The 22,239-nt window shown below is 67.8% G+C and carries 22 protein-coding genes and 1 tRNA gene; 13 read left to right on the top strand and 10 right to left on the bottom strand.

From position 1 onward, the window contains the following. Positions 1 to 247: 247 nt before the first annotated feature. Positions 248 to 338 (top strand) — tRNA-Ser (locus HV742_RS00110). 67 nt (positions 339 to 405) lie between these two features. Here HV742_RS00110 and HV742_RS00105 read toward each other — a convergent pair. From HV742_RS00105 to HV742_RS00095, 3 genes are all read right to left on the bottom strand, one after another. Then, positions 406 to 1,386: a Bug family tripartite tricarboxylate transporter substrate binding protein gene (locus HV742_RS00105; RefSeq protein WP_054501699.1), complete on the bottom strand. Its 981-nt coding sequence runs from the start codon at positions 1,384 to 1,386 to the stop codon at positions 406 to 408. Positions 1,387 to 1,488: 102 nt separating this feature from the next. Beyond that, on the bottom strand, positions 1,489 to 2,397 hold the full coding sequence (locus HV742_RS00100; RefSeq protein WP_175144249.1) for a dihydrodipicolinate synthase family protein: 909 nt from the start codon (positions 2,395 to 2,397) through the stop codon (positions 1,489 to 1,491). Positions 2,398 to 2,410: 13 nt separating this feature from the next. After that, complete coding sequence (locus HV742_RS00095; protein ID WP_063581537.1) at positions 2,411 to 3,538, bottom strand: mandelate racemase/muconate lactonizing enzyme family protein; 1,128 nt, start codon at positions 3,536 to 3,538, stop codon at positions 2,411 to 2,413. A gap of 158 nt (positions 3,539 to 3,696) precedes the next feature. On the opposite strand from HV742_RS00095, the gene HV742_RS00090 reads away from it, so the two are divergent. Beyond that, positions 3,697 to 4,575 carry a LysR family transcriptional regulator gene (locus HV742_RS00090; protein WP_068951634.1) on the top strand — a complete coding sequence of 293 codons (879 nt, stop codon included), beginning with the start codon at positions 3,697 to 3,699 and terminating at the stop codon, positions 4,573 to 4,575. Between the two features lie 41 nt (positions 4,576 to 4,616). Here the strand turns inward: HV742_RS00090 and HV742_RS00085 are convergent, their stop codons facing one another. After that, positions 4,617 to 5,834, bottom strand: coding sequence for an amidohydrolase family protein (locus HV742_RS00085; protein WP_175144248.1), 1,218 nt, complete (start codon positions 5,832 to 5,834; stop codon positions 4,617 to 4,619). Between the two features lie 47 nt (positions 5,835 to 5,881). Continuing rightward, on the bottom strand, positions 5,882 to 6,082 hold the full coding sequence (locus HV742_RS00080) for a hypothetical protein (RefSeq protein WP_049071804.1): 201 nt from the start codon (positions 6,080 to 6,082) through the stop codon (positions 5,882 to 5,884). Positions 6,083 to 6,274: 192 nt separating this feature from the next. On the opposite strand from HV742_RS00080, the gene HV742_RS00075 reads away from it, so the two are divergent. Further along, positions 6,275 to 6,778, top strand: coding sequence for an ASCH domain-containing protein (locus HV742_RS00075; RefSeq protein ID WP_175144247.1), 504 nt, complete (start codon positions 6,275 to 6,277; stop codon positions 6,776 to 6,778). 339 nt (positions 6,779 to 7,117) lie between these two features. Then, a complete protein-coding gene (locus tag HV742_RS00070) occupies positions 7,118 to 7,453 on the top strand; it encodes a virulence factor (protein WP_049071802.1) in 336 nt (111 codons plus the stop codon). A 247-nt stretch (positions 7,454 to 7,700) separates the two neighbouring features. Here the strand turns inward: HV742_RS00070 and HV742_RS00065 are convergent, their stop codons facing one another. The 4 genes from HV742_RS00065 to HV742_RS00050 all read right to left on the bottom strand — a co-directional run bounded on the left by HV742_RS00065 (position 7,701) and on the right by HV742_RS00050 (position 11,905). Next, a complete protein-coding gene (locus tag HV742_RS00065) occupies positions 7,701 to 7,949 on the bottom strand; it encodes a hypothetical protein (protein WP_080977324.1) in 249 nt (82 codons plus the stop codon). A 299-nt stretch (positions 7,950 to 8,248) separates the two neighbouring features. Next, positions 8,249 to 9,595, bottom strand: a complete 1,347-nt coding sequence (serS, locus tag HV742_RS00060; protein ID WP_049071801.1) for a serine--tRNA ligase — start codon at positions 9,593 to 9,595, stop codon at positions 8,249 to 8,251. Positions 9,596 to 9,637: 42 nt separating this feature from the next. Beyond that, the gene (locus HV742_RS00055; protein WP_054417538.1) at positions 9,638 to 10,978 is read right to left on the bottom strand and encodes a replication-associated recombination protein A; all 1,341 of its coding nucleotides are present in this window, start codon (positions 10,976 to 10,978) and stop codon (positions 9,638 to 9,640) included. 135 nt (positions 10,979 to 11,113) lie between these two features. Next, positions 11,114 to 11,905, bottom strand: a complete 792-nt coding sequence (locus HV742_RS00050; RefSeq protein WP_081273456.1) for a deaminated glutathione amidase — start codon at positions 11,903 to 11,905, stop codon at positions 11,114 to 11,116. 218 nt (positions 11,906 to 12,123) lie between these two features. Between HV742_RS00050 and HV742_RS00045 the strand changes: the two genes are divergently transcribed. From HV742_RS00045 to HV742_RS00005, 9 genes are all read left to right on the top strand, one after another. Further along, positions 12,124 to 13,392 carry an amino acid deaminase gene (locus HV742_RS00045; protein WP_175144246.1) on the top strand — a complete coding sequence of 423 codons (1,269 nt, stop codon included), beginning with the start codon at positions 12,124 to 12,126 and terminating at the stop codon, positions 13,390 to 13,392. A 149-nt stretch (positions 13,393 to 13,541) separates the two neighbouring features. Further along, positions 13,542 to 15,101, top strand: coding sequence for an ABC transporter substrate-binding protein (locus HV742_RS00040; protein WP_063581524.1), 1,560 nt, complete (start codon positions 13,542 to 13,544; stop codon positions 15,099 to 15,101). 84 nt (positions 15,102 to 15,185) lie between these two features. Continuing rightward, on the top strand, positions 15,186 to 16,127 hold the full coding sequence (locus HV742_RS00035) for an ABC transporter permease (RefSeq protein WP_049071797.1): 942 nt from the start codon (positions 15,186 to 15,188) through the stop codon (positions 16,125 to 16,127). A gap of 120 nt (positions 16,128 to 16,247) precedes the next feature. Continuing rightward, positions 16,248 to 17,117: an ABC transporter permease gene (locus HV742_RS00030; RefSeq protein ID WP_068951623.1), complete on the top strand. Its 870-nt coding sequence runs from the start codon at positions 16,248 to 16,250 to the stop codon at positions 17,115 to 17,117. Between the two features lie 2 nt (positions 17,118 to 17,119). Next, complete coding sequence (locus tag HV742_RS00025; protein WP_049071794.1) at positions 17,120 to 18,127, top strand: ABC transporter ATP-binding protein; 1,008 nt, start codon at positions 17,120 to 17,122, stop codon at positions 18,125 to 18,127. Beyond that, positions 18,124 to 19,125: an ABC transporter ATP-binding protein gene (locus HV742_RS00020; protein ID WP_175144245.1), complete on the top strand. Its 1,002-nt coding sequence runs from the start codon at positions 18,124 to 18,126 to the stop codon at positions 19,123 to 19,125. The genes HV742_RS00025 and HV742_RS00020 overlap by 4 nt, the downstream gene beginning before the upstream one ends. A 31-nt stretch (positions 19,126 to 19,156) precedes the next feature. Then, complete coding sequence (locus tag HV742_RS00015) at positions 19,157 to 20,029, top strand: MurR/RpiR family transcriptional regulator (protein ID WP_049071791.1); 873 nt, start codon at positions 19,157 to 19,159, stop codon at positions 20,027 to 20,029. Between the two features lie 14 nt (positions 20,030 to 20,043). Beyond that, a complete protein-coding gene (locus HV742_RS00010; protein ID WP_175144244.1) occupies positions 20,044 to 21,525 on the top strand; it encodes an N-acyl-D-amino-acid deacylase family protein in 1,482 nt (493 codons plus the stop codon). A 1-nt stretch (position 21,526) separates the two neighbouring features. After that, positions 21,527 to 21,961, top strand: a complete 435-nt coding sequence (locus HV742_RS00005) for a RidA family protein (RefSeq protein WP_006389083.1) — start codon at positions 21,527 to 21,529, stop codon at positions 21,959 to 21,961. A 79-nt stretch (positions 21,962 to 22,040) separates the two neighbouring features. Here HV742_RS00005 and HV742_RS32045 read toward each other — a convergent pair. Continuing rightward, on the bottom strand, positions 22,041 to 22,239 hold a 199-nt coding region (locus HV742_RS32045), incomplete at its 5' end, for a hypothetical protein (RefSeq protein ID WP_217482361.1).

Genomic DNA, 22,239 nt, shown 5'->3' with positions numbered 1-22,239 from the left:
GCGTGCGGTTCGAGACAGTCCGATTCTGCGCAAAGATTACCCATGGGGGAAGCCGGGGAAACCGTCTGAAGCGCCCAACAGCGAAAGGCTTTACACAAAAGTTTTTTTTGCTGTAGAATTGCGGGCTTCGCTGCTCCGACAACGCAGATTCTTCCGACCAGGAATCTGATCGTGGGAAACCAGGAACCGCTGATGGGTTCGCCCTGATACCGGCCACTGGAATTTCACCGTTGCGGAATCCAGCCACGGAGAGGTGGCAGAGTGGTCGAATGTACCTGACTCGAAATCAGGCGTACGGTATCCCCGTACCGTGGGTTCGAATCCCACCCTCTCCGCCAGTATTCAAAAAAGGCCAATCCCCCGGGATTGGCCTTTTTCTTTGCCTTCTTGCCGCAAGTCCTGTCCCTACCCCTCGGCCACGATCTTCGCGTCCTGGATGGTCTTGGCGTACTTGCGCTGCTCGTCGCGCATGAAGTCGGCGAAGCGCTGCACACTGCCGCCGCCGTCTTCCGCGCCGACCTGCGCCAGCTTTTCCTGCACGTCGGCCATGGCCAGGACGCGGTCGATGTCCTGGTTCATGCGCGCGACCATGTCGGCGGGCATTTTCGCCGGCCCCACCATGCCGAACCAGATGCTGGCCTCGAACCCCGGGTAGCCTTGCTCGGCCACGGTCGGCACATCGGGCTGGCTCCTGGAACGCTGCCGCAGCGTCTGCGCCAGCGCCAGCACCTTGCCGGACTGGATCAGCGGCGTGGCCGTGGTCATGCCCTCGAAGCAATACTGCACGTGGCCGCCCAGCAGGTCGTTCATCAGCGGCGCCGAGCCCTTGTAGGGCACGTGCAGCACGTCGATGCCGGCGCGGGCCTTGAAGATCTCCAGCGCCAGGTGCTGCGCCGACCCGCTGCCGGCCGAGCCGAAGATGATCTTGCCGGGCTGCGCGCGGCACAGCGCCACCAGCTCGGGCAGGGTCTTGGCCGGCTGCGCCGCGCCGCCGATCAGCAACGTCGGCGTCTTGCCCACCAGCGCGATGGGCGAGAAATCGCGCTCGGCCGAATAGGCCAGCCTGGGCTGCAGGCCGGGCGCGATGCCGTGGCTGTTGACGTGCGCCATCAGCAACGTGTTGCCATCGGGCGGCTGGCGCGCCACCTGCTCGGCGGCGATGATGCCGGCCGCGCCGGCGCGGTTCTCGACGATCACCGGAATGCCCCACATCACGCCCAGCTTCTGGCCCAGCAGGCGCGCCAGCACATCGGTGCCGCCGCCCGCCGGAAATCCCACCACGATCTTGACCGGGCCCGGCGGCAGCGGTTGCTGCGCCCTGGCCGACGGCAGGACGAGCGCCGCCCCCAGCGCCGCGGCGCCGGTAATAAATTCCCTACGTTGCATGGTTGTCTCCTCGCGCGCCGGATCCATGCCCGGCGACTGTTGGTAAGCCTTGCCCGCCGCGGCCGGCTGGGCCGCGGCGTCCTGCGGGTCCTGCTGACGCGGTCAGGCCGCGGGGGCCGCCAGCCGCTGGGCCAGTTCCGCCGACTGCGCGGCGTCCAGCTCCACCAGCGGGGGCCGGACCGTGGCCCACACCGGATCGTTGCGCCGCTGCGCGATCGCGGCTTTCATGGCCGGGATCATCGGGTACGACTGGAAGATGGCGCGGGTCTCGTTCAAGGCGCGCTGCCGGTCCTCGGCGCCGGCCTCGCGCCACGACCGGTACAGCGCGACGATCGGACCGGCATTGACGTTGCCGGTGGCGGTGATGCAGCCCGCGCCGCCGGCCCGCATGGTTTCCAGCAACACCGTTTCGGTGCCGGCGAACACGTCGAAGCCGCGCGGCTGGAAGTCGCGCAGCATGGCCGCGGTGTTGTTCCAGTCGCCGGAACTGTCCTTGATGCCGGCGACGATGCCGGGAAATTCGCCCAGCAGCCGGTCGATCAGGCCCAGGCTGATCGGCACGCCCGACACCGGCGGGATGTGATACAGGTAGATGCGCAGGCGCTCGTCGGCGACCCGCTCGATCACGTGCGCGAAGGCGCGGAACAGGCCCTCGTCGCTGACGCCCTTGTAGTAGAACGGCGGCAGCATGAGCACCCCGCCGCAGCCGGCCTCGACCGCGTGACGGGTCAGCTCGACCGCATCGGGCAGCGCGCAGGCGCCGGTGCCCGGCATCATGCGCGCGGCCGGCAGGCCGGCGTCCAGCAACGCATCCAGCAGATGGCGCTTTTCCGCCACGCTGAGCGAATTGGCCTCGGAGTTGGTGCCGAAGATCGCCAGCCCGGCGCCCTGTTCCAGCAGGGCGCGGCAATGCCCGACGAAGCGCGGCGCGCTGGGCGACAGGTCCGCGTTGAAGGGCGTGAGGACCGGGGAATAGACGCCTTGCGGCCGGTCAGCGGCGCGTGTGCTCATGAAAACTCTCCTGTCAGCGGCCGACGCGGGTCCACTTGCCGTAGCGCTCGACCATGCGTTCATCGAAACCGAATCCCAGCCCCGGCTCCTGGTGCAGCACCACGCGGCCCTGCTTGTGGGTCAGTTGGCGGTCCACCAGCTTGCGGAAATTCAGGACCTGGTCGTCCCAGAAAAATTCAACATAGCGCGCATTGGGCGTGGCGGCCACCAGCGGCGCGTGCACGTCGTGGAACCAGTGCGGGCACACCACCACGCCGTAGCTGGCGGCGGTGGCGGCAATGCGCTTCCATTCGGTGATGCCGCCGCACACCGCGGCGTCGGTCTGCAGGATGCCGGCCGCGCCCTTGTCCAGCAGCTCCTTGTGATACCAGCGGCCATAGCCGATCTCGGCGGTGGCGATGGGCAGGTGCGTCAGGCGCGCCAGCTTGGCGTGGCTGTCGATGTCATCGGGGCCGAACGGCTCCTCGATGAAGTACGGCTCGTACTGCTCGAAGCGGCGGATGTACTGCATGGCCTGGGTCACGTCCTGCCAGGCGTTATTGCAGTCCATCATCAGCTCGACGTCCGGCCCGACGGCCTCGCGCGCCGCCTTCAGCCGCGCCTCTTCCTCGCGCGGCGACAGGCGCCCGGTCTTCATCTTGACGGCGCCAAAGCCCTTGGCCACGTAGCTGGCCATTTCCTCGCCCAGGTGCCGCGGCGTCTTGCCGTCCAGGTAGTAACCGCCGCTGGCGTAGGCCGGCACCGACTCCAGCTCGACCGCGCCCAGGAACTTGTGCAGCGGCAGCCCCGCCGTCTTGGCGTTCAGGTCCCACAGCGCGATGTCGAGCGCGCTGAGCGCGCGCATCACCGTGCCCTGGCGCCCCTGCAGCAACGCTTCCTGGTACATCGCCTGCCACAGCCCTTCGACCGCGTGCGAGTCCTTGCCCAGCAGCACCGGCGCCAGCAGGCTCTGCACGGCGGCCTCGAAGATCGCGCCGCCAGCGCTGCCGACATAGCAGAAACCGATGCCTTCGACGCCATCGGCGCTGCGGACCTTGACCAGTCCGTAATGGCGGGTGGAGACGGTGCGGTTCGAAAACGAGGTGACCTTGTCCAAGGGCACCGCGGCGGCGCAAACGTCGATGGATTCAATGATGGGCACGGCTGGCTCCTGATAACGGGAATAGTGCGGGTTGCGCTGCCGGCGCGCCTTGCGCCGGCGCAACGCTCAAGCGAATTCTTGCCGCCATCAAAGAAACAAACAATTATCTTCATCCATCTTTAGAATATGAAAAAAACATCTTCTATGAGCGCCCGCCGATGGATTCGAGATTCCTGCAGACCTATGTGCACGTGGTGGAACTGGGCTCCATCGCGCAGGCCGCGCGCCACCAGGGGCTGACGCCGGCCACCGTGCAGCAGCGCCTGCGCGCGCTGGAAGCGGACATGGGCAGCGCGCTGATCGCCCGCTCGGGCCGCACCGTCAAGCCCACCGCCGCCGGCACCCGCATCCTGGAGCGCGCCCGCAACGTGCTGCGCGACCTGCGCGACCTGCGTTCGGCCGCCACCGAGTCCGACCTGCCGGCCGGCCCCTTGCGCCTGGGCGCCACGCCCACCGCGCTCACCGGCATCATGCCGCCGGTGCTGCGCACCTGGGCGGCGCGTTATCCCCACATCGAGATCTACATCGAACCGGCGCCCACCACCCTGCTCTACAGCAAGGTGCTGGCCGGCGAACTGGATGGCGCGCTGCTGGTGCATCCGCTGTTCGCGCTGCCCAAGTCCTGCGTCTGGCGCGACCTGCGGCGCGAACCGCTGGTGCTGGTGACGCCGGTCGACATGGCGGTGCGCGACCCGCTGGCGGTGATCGCGCGCGAGCCCTATATCCGCTACGACCGCAGCGTGGTGGGCGGCCGCATGGCCGACGACTACCTGCGCGCCCGCGACCTGCGGCCACACGTGCGCTTCGAGCTGGACGGCATCGACTCGATCGCCAAGCTGGTGTCGGAAGGATTGGGGGTGGCGCTATTGCCGGACTGGGCCACCACGGGCGCATCCGCCCCAGTCAAGCGCTGGCCGCTGCCGGGCCCCTGTCCGGCGCGCAGCGTCGGCGCGATCTGGCCGCGCTCGGGCGTGCGCTCGGAATTGATGCGGGTGTTCGTGGAGATGGCGGAACGCCAGGCGGCGGCGGAGCGCTGACCGGCCCGCGCGGCATGCATGCGGCCACCGGCCGCCGCGCCTTATGCCGCCAGGTCGGCCCGCAGCTGGCCGTTGCGCGCCACCACCTTGCCGCCCGAGATCACCAGGCGACGCGGCGCGCGCTGCGCCACGGCTTCGGCCACGCCGCTGGCCGCCACCAGCACCAGGTCGGCGCGGGCGCCGGGTGCCAGCCCGTAGTCCGCGAAGCCACAGGCTCGCGCCGCGGCCTCGCTGACACAGTCGAAAGCCCAGCCGATCTCGTCGTCGCGGCGCAGGTCGTTGCGCAAGCCGATCATCATGGCGCGCGCCAGCATGTCCGGGCTGCCGTAGGGGGTCCAGGTATCGCGAATGCCGTCATTGCCGCCGAACAGCGTCACGCCGGCCTCGCGACAGGCGCGCAGCGCAGGCACCGGCCGCGACGGCGGCGCGGTGGTCAGCAGCGCCACGTCCAGCGCGGCCAGGCGCTTGAGCAGGCCGTCCAGCCGCTTGGCATCCACGCCGCCCAGGCAGAAGGCGTGGCTGATGACGACGCGGCCGCGCATGTCCAGCGCCTGCACCCGGTCCAGGATCAGGTCGAGCGAAAACGCGCCCAGGTCGCCCGGCTCATGCAGGTGAATGTCGAGGGGTTTGCCGTGCTTGTCGGCCAGGCCGAACAGCACGTCGAGCGATTGCGCCGGATCGCGATCGATGGCGCAGGGATCCAGCCCGCCCAGCACATCCGCGCCCTGCGCCAGGGCTTCGTCCAACAGCCCGGCCGTGCCTGGCCGCCCCAGCAACCCAGACTGCGGAAACGCCACGGTCTGGATCTCGATCAGGCCGGCCAGCGCCTCGCGCGTGGCGTGCACGCCCTCCAGATGACGCAGCCCGGCATCGGTATCGACGTCGACGTGGCTGCGGATGCGCGTCGTGCCTTCGCGCAGGAAGGCCAACGCCAACGCGCGCGAGTGGCTGGCGGCGTCATGGCCGCTGGCGGCGTCATGGCCGCTGGCGGCGCGCCAGGCCCGCTCGTTGTCGATGCGGTCGGTCAACGCTGGCCCCACCTGATTCACATACCAGGGGGATCCCCAGGTGGACTTGTCCAGGTGCGTGTGCCCTTCGACCAGACCGGGCAGCAGCAACAAGCCGGCGCCCGCCTCCCGCGCCACATTGGCCGGCGCCTGCAGATTCGGCCCGACGCGTTCGATATGGCCGCGGGATATCGCGACGTCGACCGCCGCGCCATCGGGCAGTCGAACGTCGTTTAACAACATATCGGTCATGGGTAGGTCCTCGGCCTCGCCCGCCCGCGCCGGGCGGCAGTGCCGGATCAGGCCTGTTGCGGCGGTTCGATCCAGAAGAAGCGCTGGCCCTGGCGGATCATGTCCGCCACGCCTTCGGCGCCGAGGCGATAGTCGGTGCCCATCAACGTGGCGCCGCCGTCGTCATGGATATGGATGACGGCCAGCGGGTCGTTGGCCATGGTGTACCAGTAGTAACCGGGCTTGAGATCGTGCAGGTCAGTATTCATGTACCGAGTATACAAACAACCCCGGGGCGTATTCAAAAAGACACACTAGTAACCCTTTGCCTGACATGACGATGGCGACGCGTCATACTGTTTCATGCGAGGTTTGGACAACCCGCCATATGTTGGCACGCGTCGACTCGGCCGTGGCACTTCGGGTGCCCAACACGGCGAGCGCGAGGGGAACAACACAGTATGAAAAGGCAAGCACTCCAATTCAGCGAGCCGCTCAAGCAAGCCATCCTGGATGGTTATAAGGTGCAAACCCGGCGCATCGTCAAACCGCAGCCCACCAAGCTGACGACCGCCTGGTATGCCGATGCGGCGGATTCCGGTAAATGGGTGGCCATGGGCCCGGCCCGCGAAGGCGCGACCGAATTTCGGAAAACCTCGCCCTGGGTCACCTGCCCCTATGGCAGATCGGGCGAAAGCATCACCCTCGAAGACGAGTCCGGCAAGCCCTTCGCCACCGCCGTAATCGTGGGCGTGCGCATCCAGCGCCTGCAGAAACTGTCGGACGCCGACGCGCGCGCCGAAGGGACCCAGGCGCTTTACCAATCGTCGGCGCTGTTGCCCGGCGTTCCCCTGCAGACGGCCTTTGCCCTGACCTGGTGCGAACGCTATGGCGCGCACGCCTGGGCCGCCAACCCCTGGGTGTGGGTGGTCGAATTCCGCTGCCAGCAGCCGGAACAGGCCTAGGCGCCCGCCGGCCCTGCCGGTCCGCGCCAGGCCGCCAACCGACTGGCGCTGGCGCACCGGTGTTGCTGTCAGGGGAAATCCGGCCCCAGGATCGTGACTGCCTGTAACTCGCCGCCCCCGCTTCACCTCATTCCACCTTATTTCAGTCGATTTCAGGCGCGGGTTTACCAGAGTGAAGCCGCCTTGCCGCGACGCAGCATGGGACACGTGCCCCGCCCCGCCGCCGTTGCGGATTGTCGCTATTGAGCGCCACCCGCTTACCCCTGGCGATCCGAAAAGACCGAAAATAGGCTCAACGAATACTCAACTTTGCTGCGTCACGCAGCAGGCAGGTGCAAAATGAAAAAATGGCTCATCGCAGGGGCAGGTGCCGCGGGTCTGCTGATCTCCAGCGTCGCCCTGGCCCGGGTGGATGTCGGCATCTCGATCGGCGTGCCCGGGGTGGTATACCCGGCGCCGGTCTACGCCGCGCCCGCGCCCGTCTATGTGGCGCCGGCCCCGGTCTACGCCCCCCCGCCCCCCGTCTACTACCGTCCGGCGCCCGTCTACGTGGCGCCCCCGGTGGTCTATCCGGCCCCGGTCTACATCCGCGGCGGCGGCTACTGGGGTCCGCATGGCCACTGGCGCGGCCCCGATCGCGGCTACTATCACGGCCGCGGCGGCTGGCACCGTTGATGCCGCCGGGCTCCCAGCCCACCGCAATAAATACAAAGGCCACTCTTGCGAGTGGCCTTTTTTCCACAGGGTAATTTCCGGTACCCCAGGGAAGGCACGTCAGGCGACAGGGGCCTGGACGGGTTTGCCCGCCGTGACGGCGGGCGGCTGCTGCGGCACCGTGACGGGCTTGCCTGCGGCCCAACGCGGCGCTTCCTGAACAAGATCGATCCAACGACGCGGAGCACTCGACGCCCGCCACCAACCATTATGCGGACGCATGTGCAAACTCCGGTTCACCGTTGAAACGAACGCCGTTTATTTCTTCAAACAATTGCCGGCTTTCCTGTTCCGCTTCGTGCAAGCTGTTGAACGGCGCCTGTCCGGGCACCGTCCAGCATTTTTCCGGCGCGGTTCCGCCTACCCGGCGGGTCCATATCTGCACACGGTAGCCCTGCTCGTCATCTTGAGCCACAGAGCATCTCACACGAAAATCTCCAATCATTCTTGAAGTCATGGACAACTCCTTGTTATTTATGTGAATGAAGCGTGTAGAACGCAGGTGTATTGTGCCGAACTATCCGGCCCTTTTATTGAAAATACACAATTGCTCACATCAAAATCAAGTACTGGCGTCGTCAACATAATCCATCGAGACGACAAGAATATGTCTCGATCATAAATAGGCCGCGTTTTCCGCCCCATCCACCATGTGGCCGACTTGCATCACTCAGCAAGTGGCGTGCCCACGCCGAGCGGCAATAAAAAACGGAGCCCGCGGGCTCCGTTTTTTATGCAGGGTCGCTCAGCCGGGCGTCAGGGCTGCAATACTGTCAGGCCGCCCATGTAAGGTTGCAGCGCCTGCGGAACCAGGATGCTGCCGTCGGCCTGCTGGTGGTTTTCCAGCACCGCCACCAGGGCACGGCCCACGGCCAGGCCGGAGCCATTCAGGGTATGCACGTATTCCGGCTTGCCCTGCGCGTTGCGGAAACGCGCCTGCATGCGGCGGGCCTGGAACGTTTCGCAGTTGGACACCGACGAAATCTCGCGCCAGGTGTTCTGCGCCGGCAGCCAGACTTCCAGATCGTAGGTCTTGGCCGAGCCAAAGCCCATGTCGCCGGTACACAGCAGCATCACGCGGTACGGCAGCCCCAGCAGCTGGAGCACGCGCTCGGCGTGGCCGACCATGTCCTCCAGCGCTTCGTAGGACTGGTCGGGCTGCGTGACCTGCACCATTTCAACCTTGTCGAACTGGTGCTGGCGGATCATGCCGCGCGTGTCGCGGCCGCCGCTGCCGGCTTCGGAACGGAAGCACGGCGTGTGGGCGGTGAGCTTGAGCGGCAGGTCGGCGGCCGCCTGGATGGTGTCGCGCACCACGCTGGTCAGGGTGATTTCCGAGGTGGAGATCAGGTACTGGTCTTCGCGCACGAACGGCTTGCCGTGCTCGTCGACCTTGGGATCGTCGTCGCCGCCGCCCTTGGACACGGCAAACATGTCGTCCTTGAACTTGGGCAGCTGGCCGGTGCCGTACAGCGTCGAGGCATTGACGATGTACGGGGTGTAGCACTCGGTGTAGCCGTGCGTGCCGGTCTGCAGGTCGAGCATGAACTGCGCCAGCGCGCGGTGCAGGCGGGCAATGGGGCCGCGCATGAACGAGAAGCGCGCGCCCGACAGCTTGGCGGCGGTGTCGAAATCCAGGCCCAGGGGTTCGCCCAGCGCGACGTGGTCGCGGGGTTCGAACGGCAGCGCGGGCGGGTTGCCATCGGCGCCCGCGGCGGCCGGCAGCCAGCGGCGCACTTCGACGTTGTCGTCGGCGGATTCGCCCAGCGGCACGCTGGCGTGGGGCAGGTTCGGCACCGACATGAGCAACTCGTTGAGCGGCTGCTGCAGGGCGGCCAGCTCTTCTTCCAGCTGCTTCAGGCGCTCGGGCACGGCCTGCGATTCGGCCATGACAGCGCTGGCGTCCTCGCCCTTGGCCTTGAGCTGACCGATCTGCTTGGCCAGCGCGTTGCGGCGGGCTTGCAGGGATTCGGTTTCGGTCTGGACCGCCTTGCGGCGAGACTCCAGCTCGTTGAACCGTTCCGTGTCGAAGGACACGCCACGGCTCTTGAGGCGGTCTACGACGGTTTGCAGGTCTTTGCGCAGCAGTATCGGGTCTAGCATGGTGATGTCGGTGAGATTGCGGGAAGCAACGGGCGGCGCCCGTTACCGTTTCTTGGCGCGTTCCTGCGCGTCCAGCTCGCGCAGGAATGCCAACTTCTGCTGGATTTTAGCCTCCAGGCCGCGATCGGTCGGCCGGTAGAAGGAAGGCTTGAGCCCATCGGGGAAATATTGCTCGTCCGCGGCGTAGCCATGCGGCTCGTCGTGGGCGTAGCGGTAGGCCTTGCCGTGCCCCAGCTGCTTCATCAGCTTGGTGGGCGCGTTGCGCAGGTGGATCGGGACCGGCGCGCTGCCGTGCTCGGCGGCGAACTTGCGCGCCTGGTTGTAGGCGTTGTAGACGGCGTTGGACTTGGCCGCGCAGGCCATGTAGACCACCGCCTGGGCCAGCGCCAGCTCGCCCTCGGGCGAACCCAGCCGTTCATAGATGTCGGCGCCGTTGACCGCCAGGTCGGTGGCGCGCGGGTCGGCCAGGCCGATGTCCTCGACCGCCATGCGCACCAGCCGGCGCGACAGGTATTTGGGATCGGCGCCGCCGTCGATCATGCGGCAGAACCAGTACAGCGCGGCGTCGGGGTTGGAGCCGCGCACCGATTTGTGCAGCGCGCTGATCTGGTCATAGAAGGCGTCGCCGCCCTTGTCGAAGCGCCGCAGGTTCTGCGACAGCGAGATCTCCAGCCAGGCCGCGTCGACCGTGTCGCGGCCGGCGGCCTGGGCCGATTCGGCCACCACCTCGACCGCGCTGATCAGCCGGCGCGCGTCGCCGTCGGCCCAGGCCGCCAGCTGTTCGCGCGCATCGGCATCGATGTGGATGCGCGCGCCCTCGTCGTGGCCGTCGTTGAACGCGGTGATGGCGCGGTCGACCAGTTGCTGCAACTCTTCAGGCGTGAGCGACTGCAGCACATAGACGCGGGCGCGCGACAGCAGCGCCGAGTTGACCTCGAACGAGGGGTTCTCGGTGGTCGCGCCGATGAAGGTGAACAACCCGCTTTCAACGTAGGGCAGGAACGCGTCCTGCTGCGCCTTGTTGAAACGGTGCACCTCGTCCACGAACAGAATGGTGCGGCGGCCCTGGCCCTGCGCCACCTGCGCCACGGTGACAGCGTCGCGGATGTCCTTGACTCCGCCCAGCACGGCGGAAATGGCGATGAACTGGGCGTCGAAGCCGTCGGCCATGAGCCGCGCCAGCGTGGTCTTGCCGACGCCCGGCGGGCCCCAGAAGATCATGGAATGCGGACGGCCCGACTCGAACGCCACGCGCAGCGGCTTGTCCGGCCCCAGCAGGTGCGACTGGCCGACGACGTCGGCCAGCGTGCGCGGGCGCAGGCGTTCAGCCAGGGGCACGTAAGGCCGATGGGCGGGATCGGCCGCGAAGAGATCGTTGCTCATTGGCAGCAGATGAGGGAAGACGGCAAGGAAATCAAGCCAGTATTACAACATGTCCGGCCGCCCCGCGCCCCGGGCCGCCCGGCCGGGAAACGGCGCGCGGCGCCCTGCCCGGCGGACCCGCGCAAAACCGCTGCTTCAGGCCAGTTCCGGCGTCCCGAAACGGCGGTTGGCCAGCACCGGCAGCACCTTGCGGGCGTGCGCCAGGCGCTCGGGATCGATATCGGCGAACACCAGCGCCGGCGCCTCGCCGGCCTGCGCCGTGACCACGCCCAGCGGATCCACCACCATGCTGCAGCCGATATTGCGTTCGCCGCACTCGCCGGTGGCGGCGACGTAGCAGGTGTTTTCCAGCGCGCGCGCCGTCACCAGCACTTCCCAGTGCTTTTCCTTCAACGGGCCGCGCACCCAGGCCGCTGGCAGCGCCAGCAGGTCGGCGCCGTCCAGCGCCAGGCGCCGGGCCAGTTCCGGGAAGCGCACGTCGTAGCAGGTCATGAGGCCGACCTTCAGCCCACCGATCTCCAGCAGCGGCGGAATGTCGTTGCCGGGCGTGACGTTGGTGGATTCCTTCATGGTGAAGGCGTCGTACAGATGCAGCTTGCGGTACTGCGACACGATGCGGCCGTCCTGCAGCGTCACCAGGGTGTTCCAGACCCGGCCGTCGCCGGTCGGCACGTGCACGCACATCATGGTGGCCAGCGAGGAGCCGCGGCTGGCCTCGAGCAGCCGCGTCATGAAGGGGCCGTCCAGCGGCTGGGCGGCCTTCAGCACGATTTGCGGATCGGTGATGTCACGCGCCAGGATGCCCTCGGGCAGCACCAGCAGGCCGGCCCCGCCATCCCGCGCGCGCGCCATGAGATCGACGCACACCTGGGCGTTTTCTTCCCAGACGCGGCTGACGGCGAACTGGCCCAAAGCGACTTTCAGCATGAATCTTCCTTGTGTGAGGGCGGCAAACAGGCAGCGCCGCGGGTGTCCTATTGTCGCGCCAATGGCCGCGAGACGGCAGCCGCCTGCCGAATCGCCTGGCGGCCGCCACGACCGGCGCCGACTACGGGTAACTCCCAACTCCCGCTTGTAAATTTCTTTCACGATAATGAAAAAAAACGGATTTGACGTAAATATTTTCCAGCCACGAGCGCCCCGCCATGCCCCAATCCTCGATCACCGCAGCCCCCCTGGACGTCAACGGCAAGGGCCTGGGCGCGTTTCCCGCCTCCTGTACCAACGCCGACGTGGCGGCGCTGCACTGGAACCTGCTGGCCGAGGACGTCAGCCTGCCGGTGGCGGTGCTGTACGAGGCCCGCGTGCGCCACAACCTGCAATGGATGCAGCGCTTCATGGAAGCCTACAGCGTCAAGCTGGCGCCGCACGGCAAGACCACCATGAGCCCGGCGCTGTTCCAGCGCCAGATCGACAACGGCGCCTGGGGCATAACCCTGGCCACGGCGCCGCAGGTGGTGGCGGCCTACAACCACGGCATCCGCCGGGTGCTGATGGCCAACCAGTTGGTCGGCCGCGCCAACATGGCGCTGATCGCCAAGCTGCTGCGCGATCCGGCGTTCACCTATTTCTGTATCGTCGACTCGGCCGCCAACGCCGCCCAGCTGGGCCGCTACTTCGGCGAGCAGAGCCTGGTGCTGCCGGTCCTGATCGAACTGGGCCCGACGGGCGGGCGCACCGGCGTGCGCGATGACGCGCAATTGCAGGCCGTGGTCGAGGAAATCGGCCGCTGGCCCGGCCTGGCGCTGGCCGGCATCGAAGTCTATGAAGGCGTGCTGCAGGAGGAAAGCGCGATCCGCGCCTTCCTGCGCCGCGCCACCGACGCGCTGCGCGGCCTGGCGACCGCTGGCCGCCTGCGCAAGCACGGCCCCGCCCTGATCTCCGGCGCCGGCTCGGCCTGGTTCGACGTGGTGGCCGAGGAATTCTCGCAGCTGGACATCGGCGCGCCGCTGGAGATCGTGCTGCGTCCCGGCTGCTACCTGTCGCACGACGTCGGCGTCTACCGCTCGGCCGCCGAGCGCATCAATGCCAACAATCCCGTCGCCCACAAGATGGAGCCGGGACTGCAACCCGCGCTGCAGGTCTGGGCCTACGTACAGTCACTGCCCGAGCCTGGCCGCGCCATCGTGGCCATGGGCAAGCGCGACGCCGCCTTCGACGCCGGCCTGCCGACGCCTTCGCTGCATTTCCGCCCCGGGCAAAGCGCGCCTGGCGCCGCGCCGTCCCAATGGAAGCTCACCGCCATGATGGACCAGCACGCGTTCATGCAGATCGGCGAGAACGACGACATCCGGGTTGGCGACATGATCGCCTTCGACATCTCCCACCCCTGCCTGACGTTCGACAAGTGGCGCCAGGTGCTGCTGGTGGACGAGCAGTACCGCGTCATCGACGTCGCGGACACCTTTTTCTGAGCCTTTGCGCGCGGCGCGGCCGCGCGCTCCGTTGCGCTACCGACAAGCCCCGCGCCCGGGGGGCAAGAACGAACTCGGGCATCCGGCGCCTTACCGGCCTTTCACTGAATCACGCGACAACCTGTTTTTGACCCTCTGGAGAGAGAATCATGAACTTCCGTACCTCCCGGCAAGGCGGTGGGCTGAAAAGCCTGCTCGTGGCCGGCGCAATTGGCTTGACCGCATTGTCGTCCCCCGCCCTCTGTGCCACGCCGGTCAAGGGAGGCACGATTTCCGTCGCCACCATCGGCGAGCCGCCCACGCTCGACCCGATGAGCAGCACCGCCGACCTGGTCGGCATCCTGACGCAGCACTTCTTCGAAACGCTGTACACCTTCGACGCCAAGTGGAACCTGACGCCGCTGCTGGCCGACAAGATGCCCGAGGTGACGCCGGACGGCCTGGTCTACACCATCGCGCTGCGCCAGGGCATCACCTTCCATGACGGCTCCAAGATGGATTCGTCGGACGTGCTGGCCTCGCTCAAGCGCTGGACCGAGACCGCCACGCGCGGCAAGATGGCCGCCAAGGTCATCGCCAACATCGAGGCGCCCGACGCCAACACCATCCGCATCACGCTCAAGCAGCCGTATGCGCCGCTGACCGCGCTGCTGGCCATGAACAACGCCGCCGCCGTGATCATGCCCAAGGGCAAGATCGCCCCGGTGCTGACCGAGATCGTCGGCACCGGCCCCTACCAGCTCAAGGCGCGCGTGCCGGACCAGTACATCCAGCTGACCCGCTTCGAGGGCTACAAGCAGCGCGAAGGCGAGCCCGACGGCTACGGCGGCGCCCGCAAGCAATACCTGGACGAGATCCGCTTCGTGCCGGTCGCCAACGCCAACACCCGTTCCGAAGCCGCCGCCGCGGGCCAGTTCGACTACGTCGACTCGCTGCCGGTGGAAGCGCTGGACAAGCTCAAGGGCGGCCGCTCCGACCCGATCATGCTCAAGCCCTTCGGCTGGCCGCGCCTGGTGCTCAACACCAAGCAGGGCATCATGTCCAATCTGGCGGTGCGCCAGGCCGTGCAATTGGCGCTGAACGAAGAGGACATGCTGTTCGCCGCGTTCGGCAACAAGGACTTCTACAAGCTCAACGGCGACCTGTATCCGGAAGGCTACCCGTGGGCCACGTCGCTGGGCGGCAAGGTCTACAACAAGGGCGACGCCGCCGCGGCCAAGAAGCTGCTGGACAGCGCCAACGTGGCCGACAAGAAGATCCGCATCCTGACCAGCCAGCAGTACGAGTTCCACTACAAGATGGCGCTGGTGGCCGCGGAATACCTCAAGGCCGCCGGTTTCACCGTCGACATGCAGGTGGTCGACTGGGCCACGCTGACGCAGCGCCGCCAGGACCCGGCCGTGTGGGACATCTTCATCACCCATAGCGTGTTCCTGCCCGAACCCGCGTTGATCGACTTCCCGTCCAAGGACGCGCCGGGCTGGTGGGACACGCCGCGCCGCGCGCAGGTGATGGATGCCTTCAACCAGGCCCGCACCCAGGAAGAACGCGTCAAGCGCTGGGCCGACGTCCAGCAGGCCGTGTATGACGAAGTGCCGTTCGTGAAGGTCGGCGACTTCAATGCGCAGGCGGCCCGTTCGCCGTCGCTGCAAGGCGTCAAGCCGGCGCCGTGGCCGTTCTTCTGGAACGCCTGGAAGGCGCCGAAGTAAGCCGCGCCGCGGGGCCGGGCCGCAGGGCCCGCCCCGCCTGAACCACAGCGCCCGCGTCGGCGCGCCGATCTTTAGGATGCCACTGTGTTGCGTTATCTCTTGAACCGGCTGGTCGGGCTGGTGGCCGTGATGTTCATCGTCGCGACCATCGTGTTCGTCATCATCCGCGTCACGCCCGGCAACCCGGCCGCCGTGATGCTCGGCCCCCAGGCCAGCCAGGCCGACATCGCCGCGCTGGAGCACCAGTTGGGGCTCGACCAGCCGCTGGCGGTGCAGTATGTGTCGTGGCTGGGCAAGCTGGTCCAGGGCGACCTGGGCCAATCCATCTTCATGAACAAGCCGGTGCTGGCGGCCTTGGCCGACCGCGCCGAACCGACCCTGCTGCTGACGCTGATGTCGCTGTGCATCGCCACGCTGATCGCATTGCCGGTCGGCATCCTGTCGGCGGTCAAGCGCGGCACCGCGCTGGACCAGTCGGTGCTGTCGTTTTCGATGTTCACCTCCAGCGTGCCGAGCTTCTGGCTCGGCCTGCTGCTGATGCAGGTGTTCTCGGTCAAGCTGGGCTGGCTGCCGGTGTCGGGTTACGGCGGCCCGGACGCCTCGTTCGCGACGCGCCTGTCGCACCTGGTGCTGCCGGCGGTGGTGCTGGGGCTGGTGAACTCGGCGCTGATCACCCGCTTCATCCGCGCCAGCATGCTGGACGTGCTGCGCGACGACTACGTCCGCACCGCGCGCGCCAAGGGCCTGCCGGAAAGCCGCGTGATCCTCAAGCACGCCGTGCGCAATGCGCTGATCCCGATCCTGACGGTGCTGGGCCTGACCACCGCCCTGCTCATCAGCGGCGCCGTGGTCACCGAGACCGTGTTCGGCCTGCCCGGCGTGGGCAGCCTGGTGGTGTCGGCCGTGCTGCGGCGCGACTATCCCGTCATCCAGGGCGCGTTGCTGATCATCGCGGCCATCTACGTGCTCATCAACCTGTTCATCGATCTGCTGTACCTGCTGGTCGATCCGCGCGTCCGCTACTGATGATGAACCCATCCCCGACGCGCCTTCGGCGCCTCCCCATCAAGGGCGCGCCACGGGCGGCCCGGCAGAGCCGGCTCCGCGGTGGCCCCGCTTGGAAGTGTTGCGAACGAAACGACCGAAATGACTAATCCGACTACCGTTAACGCCGGCACGGACCGCTGGCAGGTGTTGCGCCTGCTGGTGGCGCGCAAGACCGTGCTGATCAGCCTGATCGTGCTGATCGTGCTGGTGGCCGCGGCGCTGCTGGCGCCGTGGGTCAGCCCCTACGACCCGTTCAAGCTGTCCATCATGAACCGCCTCAAGGCGCCTGGCGCCGCGCACTGGTTCGGCACCGACGACTTTGGCCGCGACGTGTTCAGCCGCGTCATCTACGGCGGCCGCCTGTCGCTGATGGTGGGCTTCTCGGTGGTGATTCTGTCCAGCGTGCTGGGCATCGCGCTGGGCCTGATCGCCGGCTTCTTCCGCTCGGCCGACAAGTTCGTGTCGCGCCTGATCGACGCCATGATGGCGTTTCCCGACATCCTGCTGGCGATCTCGCTGGTGGCCGCGCTGGGGCCGTCGCTGGTGAACGTGGTGATCGCGCTGGGCATCGTCTACACGCCGCGCCTGGCCCGCATCGTGCGCGCCTCGACGCTAGTGATCCGCGAACTGCCGTTCGTCGAGGCCGCCCGCGCGCTGGGCGTGTCGACCTGGCGCATCGTCACGGTGCACGTGCTGCGCAACCTGCTGTCGCCCATTCTGGTGCAAGGCACCTTCATCTTCGCCTACGCGATCCTGGCCGAAGCCGGCCTGTCGTTCCTGGGCGTGGGCGTCTCGCCCGACATTCCCACCTGGGGCACCATGATCAACGCCGGCCAGCAGTACATGGGCTCGGCCGACTGGATCATGATCTTCCCCGGCATCGCCATTGTCCTGTCGGTGCTGTCGCTGCAACTGGTCGGCGACGGCCTGCGCGACGTGCTCGACCCGCGCCTGCGCAAGGAGCTGTAATCATGACCGCAAGCACCCGCGACGTCGTGCTGTCGGTGGAAGGCCTGAAAACCTGGTTCCACAGCCGCGACGGCATCGCCAAATCGGTGGACGGCGTCACCTTCGACCTGGCCCGCGGCGAAACGCTGGCCATCGTCGGCGAATCCGGCTCCGGCAAATCCGTCACCAGCCTGTCCATCATGGGCCTGCTGCCCAAGCCGGCCGGCCGCATCGAGGCGGGCCAGATCCGCTTCCGCGACCGCCGCGGGCAGGAGCACGACCTGGCCCACGCCTCGCCGGCCACGCTGCGCCGCATCCGCGGCGCCGAGATCGCCATGATCTTCCAGGAGCCGATGACGAGCCTGAATCCGCTGTACACGGTGGGCGACCAGATCGCCGAAGCCGTGCTGCAGCACGAAGGCGGATCGCGCGCGGCGGCCATGAAGCGCGCCCGCGACATGCTCGACCGCGTCGAGATCCCGGCGGCCGACCGGCGCGTCAACGAATACCCGCACCAGATGTCCGGCGGCATGCGCCAGCGCGTCATGATCGCCCTGGCGCTGGCCTGCAACCCGGCCGTGCTGATCGCCGACGAGCCGACCACCGCGCTAGACGTGACGGTGCAGGCCCAGATCCTGGACCTGCTGCGCCGACTGCAGGCCGAGATGAACATGAGCATCCTGTTCATCACCCACAACCTGGGCGTGGTGGCCGAGATCGCGCATCGCGTGGCGGTGATGTACGCCGGCCGCGTGGTCGAGGACGCCGGCGTCTACGACCTGTTCGAAAAGCCCACCCATCCATACACGCGAGGCCTGCTGTCCTGTCTGCCGACCGCCGCGCTGCTGGCCTCGGGCGAGCGCCTGCGCGCCATCCCGGGCAACGTGCCGAGCGTGCTGTCGCTGCCGGCCGGCTGCACCTTCGCGCCGCGCTGCGCGCTGGCCGACGACAACTGCCGTCGCGACGTGCCCGAACTGGTGGCGGTGCAGGACCAGCACCGCGCCCGCTGCATCAAGGTGACCCCGCTATGACCGCAAGCCCCCAACCCGCGCGCGCCGCCGAACCGCTGGTGCGCATCGAGGACCTGAAGGTCCACTTCCCCACCTCGCAGGCGCGCAACGCGCCGGTGGTGCGGGCGGTGGACGGCGTCAGCTTCGACGTGCCGCGCAACACCATCGTCGGTCTGGTGGGCGAGTCCGGTTCCGGCAAGACCACCACCGGCCGCGCCCTGCTGCGCCTGTTCGCGCCCACCGCCGGCCGCCTGCTGTTCGACGGCCAGGACATCACCAAACTGTCCGAGAATGAAATGCTGCCGTGGCGCCGCCGCATGCAGATCGTGTTCCAGGACCCCTACGCCAGCCTCAACCCGCGCATGACGGTGGCCGAGATCCTGGGCGAAGCGCTCGACACCCATCGACTCGCGCAGCACCGCCGCGCGGCCCGCATCGGCGAACTGCTCGAACGCGTCGGCCTGAACGCCGATCACAGCCGCCGTTATCCGCACGAGTTCTCGGGCGGCCAGCGCCAGCGCATCGGCATCGCCCGCGCCCTGGCGGTCGAGCCCGACTTCATCGTGGCCGACGAACCGGTCTCGGCGCTGGACGTGTCGGTGCAGGCGCAGGTGCTGAACCTGCTGCAGGACCTGCAGCGCGACCTGGGCCTGACCATGCTGTTCGTGGCGCACGACCTGGCCGTGGTCGACTACCTGTGCGACGAGGTGGTGGTGATGTACCTGGGCCGCGTCATGGAACGCGGCCCGACCAGCGAGGTCTACGCGCGGCCGCGCCATCCCTATACCCGCGCGCTGCTGTCGGCCGCGCCGGTGCCGGATCCGCGCGCGCCGCGTTCGCGTATCCTGCTCAAGGGCGACATTCCCAGCCCGGTCAACCCGCCATCGGGTTGCGTCTTCCGCACCCGCTGCCCGCACGCCATCGATGCCTGCGCCACGACCGAGGCGCGCGACGTCAACGTCGGACCGGGCCACTTCGCGGCCTGTTCGCGCCTCGGCGACGCCGAACTGGCCGCGTAGCGCCTCGCCCGCCCCGACCCAGGAACACCACATGAACATCATCCGCGACATCGTCTTCCAGATCCGCAGCCGCCGGGACGACCTGAGCGTGACCGAGCGCAAGGTCGCCGACGCCATCCTGGACAACATCATCTGGAGCGCCAGCGCCACCGTGGACCAGCTGGCGGCCAAGGCCGGCGTCAGCATCGCCACCATCTCGCGCTTCGCCCGCACCGTCGGCTGCGACGACACGCGCGACCTGAAGATGAAGCTGGCCCAGGCCAGCACCGTGGGCAGCCGCTTCCTGGACCAGAGCACGCCGGCCGAGGAAAGCACGTTCTACGCGCGCATCTATGCCGACATCGAAAGCACCCTGCGCGCCCACCTGCCGACCTTCACCGAGCCGCTGTTCGAGGCCGCCGCCGCCATCGTCGACGGCGCCCGCATGGTCTACGTGTTCGGCATGGGCGGCGCCTCGGCCGTGCTGGCGCAGGAAGTGCAGTCGCGCCTGGTGCGACTGGGCTACCCGATCGCGGTGTACAGCGACGCCGTGCTGCTGCGCATGGTGGCCGCCACGCTCGACGAGCGCGACGCCGTGGTGATCCTGTCGGCCTCCGGCCTGACGCCCGAAATCGTCGGTGCGGCGCGCATCGTCAAGCAGTACCGCGCCCGCATCGTCGCCGTCACCGACGCCACCTCGGAACTGGCCAAGCTGGCCGACGTGGTGCTGCCGATCCGCACCGACGAAACCGACTTCATCTACAAGCCCTCGGCCTCGCGCTACGCCATGATGCTGGCGATCGACCTGCTGTCGACCGAGCTGGCCATGCTGAACCAGGAAGAAAACCGCGAACGCCTGCGCCGCATCAAGCTGGCGCTGGACGAGCACCGCGGCGGCCCCAACCGGCTGCCGTTGGGCGATTGAATTTGGAAACCAAGATGTACGACACCCTCATCGGCAATGTCCGCGTGCTCGACGGCTCGGGCGGCGCCGAATACACCGCCGACGTCGCGATCTCCGGCGGCCGCATCGCGGCCATCGGCGACCTGTCCGGCCAGCCGGCGGGGCAGATCATCAACGGCGCCGGCCTGGCGCTCGCGCCCGGCTTCATCGACGTCCACACCCACGACGACACCAACGTCATCCGCACGCCCGGCATGCTGCCCAAGCTGTCGCAGGGTGTGACCACCGTGGTGGTGGGCAACTGCGGCATCAGCGCCTCGCCCGTCTCGCTGCGTGGCGAGCCGCCCGACCCGATGAACCTGCTGGGCCAACGCGACGACTTCGCCTACCCGACCTTCGCCGACTACACCCGCGCCATCGAGGCCGCGCAGCCCGCCGTGAACGTCGCCGCGCTGGTCGGCCACACCGCCCTGCGCAACAACCACATGGACCGCCTCGACCGCAGCGCCACGCGCGACGAAGTGATGGCCATGCGCGAGCAGTTGCGCGAAGCCCTGGCCCACGGCGCCATCGGCCTGAGCACCGGCCTGGCCTACGGCTCGGCGATCGAGGCCGACACCGCCGAGGTCAAGCTGCTGGCCGAAGTCCTGGACGAATTCGGCGCGCTCTACACCACCCACCTGCGCTCGGAATTCGCCGCCATCCTGGAAGCCATGCAGGAAGCCTTCGACATCGCCCTGCACGCCCGCGTGCCGGTGGTGGTGTCGCACCTGAAATGCGCCGGCGCCGGCAACTGGGGCCGCACCAAGGAAGTGCTGTTCAAACTGGAGAACGCCGGCCGCATGCAGCACGTGGGCTGCGACTGCTATCCGTACTCGGCCAGCTCGTCCACGCTCGACCTCAAGCAGGTCACCGACGAATTCGACATCGACATCACCTGGTCCGTGCCGCACCCGGAACAGGCCCGCCGCAAACTGTCCGCCATCGCCGCCGACTGGAACGTGACGCTGCTGGAAGCGGCGAAACGCCTGCAACCGGCTGGCGCCGTCTACCACAACATGCACGAGGACGACGTGCGCCGCGTGCTGTCGAACCGGCTCACCATGGTCGGCTCCGACGGCCTGCCCAACGACCCCATGCCGCATCCGCGCCTGTGGGGCGCCTTCCCGCGCGTGCTGGGCCACTACAGCCGCGACGTCGGCCTGTTCCCGCTGCCCGAAGCCGTTCACAAGATGACCGGCCTGTCCGCCGCCCGCTTCGGCCTGGCCGAACGCGGCCTGGTGCGCGAAGGCTTTCACGCCGACCTGGTGCTGTTCGACCCCGCCACCGTCATCGACCGCGCCACCTTCGCCGCCCCCGTCCAGACCGCCGCCGGCATCGAGGCCGTCTGGGTCAACGGCGTCCTGTCCTACCGCCACGGCCAACCCACCGGCGACCGCGCCGGCCGCTGGCTGCCCCGCAACGGCGACCTGCGCGCCAGCTTCGCCGCCTCCACCCCCGCCCTCCAGGAGCCCTGACATGAGCAGCACCACCCCCACTCCCGACAACAACGGCATCACCCGCTACGGCGTCGCCGGTGGCACCGGCCAAGGCGGCTCCCACATGCCCTTCGCCCGCGCCGTCGCCGCCGACGGCTGGCTCTACGTCTCGGGCCAGGTCCCGATGGAAAACGGCGAAGTCATCGAAGGCGGCACCGTCGCCCAGTCCCACAAGGCCATCCAGCAGGTCCTCGCCATCCTCAAGGAAGCCGGCTACGGCCCCGAACACGTCGTGCGCTGCGGCGTCTGGCTCGACGACGCCCGCGACTTCCCCTCGTTCAACAAGGTCTTCAAGGAATACTTCGGCAACAATCCCCCCGCCCGCGCCTGCGTGCAGTCGCCGCTGATGGTGGATGCGAAAGTAGAAATTGATTGTGTAGCGTACAAACGCCCCCACGCCGCGCTCACTGCATGAGCTAGCTGCCTCCCAAGGGGGCTGCCCGGCCTTCGGACGGCCGGGCGGCCCTCCTGGCCCAAGCCATCCGCTGCGCGCTTCAGGTAACACCGCCCACGCCTCGCCGCAAGCGCGCAGCGACCAGCATCACGACGCAAGACGCCACGTATGCAAAAAAAGGCCGCCCGTGAACTGCACCCCAAAAGTTGGACATCAATCCAATCTTTGGGGTGTTTTTCATGACGAAGTACGATGAGCAATTCAAACTCAAGGCAGTCAGACGATACTTGTCAGGCGGG

This window comes from Achromobacter ruhlandii (genome assembly GCF_902859695.1).
In the GTDB taxonomy this organism is placed as follows: domain Bacteria; phylum Pseudomonadota; class Gammaproteobacteria; order Burkholderiales; family Burkholderiaceae_B; genus Achromobacter; species Achromobacter ruhlandii.
The sequence above is the reverse complement of the archived record's forward strand: the minus strand, read 5'-3'. Positions and strand labels throughout refer to the sequence as shown.